This window comes from Streptomyces sp. NPDC005799, from assembly GCF_040630525.1.
Lineage (GTDB): Bacteria > Actinomycetota > Actinomycetes > Streptomycetales > Streptomycetaceae > Streptomyces > Streptomyces griseorubiginosus_B.
In genome coordinates, this window is sequence record NZ_JBEXXQ010000181.1 from 1 (window position 1) to 2423 (window position 2423).

Sequence of the window (2423 nt, forward strand, 5' to 3'; positions counted from 1 at the left end):
GGGAAGGTGAAGCGGGTGCGCTCGTTGCCGTGCTCGTCCAGGATGATCAGGTCGTCGTCCTTGGAGACGCAGGGGAAGTAGCCGTAGACCACGGCGGCTTCGAGGAGGTTCTCGGTCTGCAGCCGGTCCAGCAGCCCGCGCAGCCGCGGCCGGCCGTCGGTCTCGACGAGTTCCTCGTACGAGGGCCCCTCGCCGGTGCGGGCCTGCTTGAGGCCCCACTGGCCCTTGAACAGCGCGCCCTCGTCGAGCCAGCTGGCGTACTCCTTGAGCTGGATGCCCTTGACGACGCGGGTGCCGAAGAAGGGCGGGGCGGGGATGGGGTTGTCGACTGCGACGTCGGAGCGGACGTTGCCCTCCACCGGCTGCTCGTCGACCTCGCCGACTGCGCTCGCCCGCACCCGGCGCTGCTTCAGCTCGGGCAGCTGCGCGCCGGGCACGCCCCGCTTGACGCCGATGAGGGCGTCCATCAGGCGCAGGCCCTCGAAGGCGTCGCGGGCGTAGCGGACCTCGCCCTCGTAGATCTCGTGCAGGTCCTGCTCGACGTAGGCCCGGGTCAACGCCGCCCCGCCGAGGATGACGGGGTAGTGGGCGGCCAGGCCCCGCTGGTTGAGCTCCTCCAGGTTCTCCTTCATGATCACCGTGGACTTCACCAGCAGCCCGGACATGCCGATCACATCCGCCCTGTGCTCCGCGGCCGCCTCCAGGATCGCCGACACCGGCTGCTTGATCCCCAGATTGACCACGTTGTAGCCGTTGTTGGACAGGATGATGTCGACCAGGTTCTTGCCGATGTCGTGCACGTCCCCGCGCACCGTGGCCAGCACGATCGTGCCCTTGCCGGCCTCCTCGCCCTCGACCTTCTCCATGTGCGGTTCCAGATAGGCGACCGCGGTCTTCATCACCTCCGCCGACTGCAGCACGAACGGCAGCTGCATCTGCCCCGAGCCGAACAGCTCACCCACCACCTTCATGCCGTCCAGCAGGGTGTCGTTGACGATGTCCAGGGCCGGCCGGGTCTGAAGCGCCTCATCCAGATCGGCTTCCAGGCCGTTGCGTTCGCCGTCGATGATGCGCCGCTTGAGCCGCTCCCCAAGCGGCAGCGCGGCCAGCTCCTGCGCCTTGCCCGCCTTCAGCGACGTCGCCGTCGCCCCCTCGAACAGGGCCATCAGCTTCTGCAGCGGGTCATAGCCCTCACCGCGCCGGTCGTAGATCAGATCCAGCGCCGTCTGCACTTCTTCCTCGGAGAAGCGGGCGATGGGCAGGATCTTCGAGGCGTGCACGATCGCCGAGTCCAGCCCGGCCTTGACGCACTCCTCCAGGAACACGGAATTGAGCAGGATCCGGGCGGCCGGGTTGAGGCCGAAGGAGATGTTCGACAAGCCCAGCGTGGTCTGCACCGCCGGGTGGCGGCGCTTGAGCTCACGGATCGCCTCGATGGTGGCCACCCCGTCCCCGCGGGACTCCTCCTGCCCGGTGCAGATGGTGAACGTCAGCGTGTCGATGAGGATGTCCGACTCCAAAATCCCCCAGTTCCCGGTCAGATCCGCGATCAGCCGCTCGGCGATCTCGACCTTCTTCTGCGGGGTGCGGGCCTGGCCCTCCTCGTCGATGGTCAGCGCGATCAGAGCCGCCCCGTGCTCCCGGGCCAGCCGGGTCACCTTCGCGAAACGCGAGTCGGGGCCGTCGCCGTCCTCGTAGTTGACCGAGTTGATCACCGCGCGGCCGCCCAGCCTCTCCAGCCCCGCCTCGATGACGTCGACCTCGGTGGAGTCCAAAACGATCGGCAGGGTGGAGGCGGTCGCGAACCGGCCCGCCAGCTCCCGCATGTCCGCCACACCGTCCCGGCCGACATAGTCCACACACAGATCCAGCAGATGCGCGCCCTCACGGATCTGCTCCCGCGCCATCTCCACACAGTCGTCCCAGCGCCCCGCCAGCATCGCCTCGCGGAACTTCTTCGACCCGTTGGCGTTCGTCCGCTCACCGATCGCCAGATACGAGATGTCCTGACGGAACGGCACCGACTGATACAACGACGCCGCACCCGGCTCCGGACGCGGATCACGCTCGGTGGGCGCGAGCTCGCGGACGCGTTCGACGACCTGGCGCAGGTGCTCGGGCGTGGTCCCGCAGCAGCCGCCGACCAGCGAGAGGCCGTACTCGCGGACGAAGGTCTCCTGCGCGTCGGCGAGCTCCGGCGCGGTCAGCGGGTAGTGGGCGCCGTCCCTGCCCAGGACCGGCAGACCGGCGTTGGGCATGCAGGACAGCTGGACGCGGGCGTGCCGGGCCAGATGGCGCAGGTGCTCGCTCATCTCCGCCGGACCGGTCGCGCAGTTCAGGCCGATCATGTCGATGCCCAGCGGCTCCAAAGCGGTCAGCGCGGCACCGATCTCCGAGCCCAGCAGCATCGTGCCGGTCGTCTC

Annotated in this window: 1 protein-coding gene; it reads right to left on the bottom strand. The window is 68.8% G+C overall.

What is annotated here, in order from left to right; genetic code table 11:
• A partial coding sequence (locus tag ABZ453_RS51025) for a dihydropteroate synthase (protein ID WP_359026897.1) occupies positions 1-2423 on the bottom strand: 2423 nt, incomplete at both ends.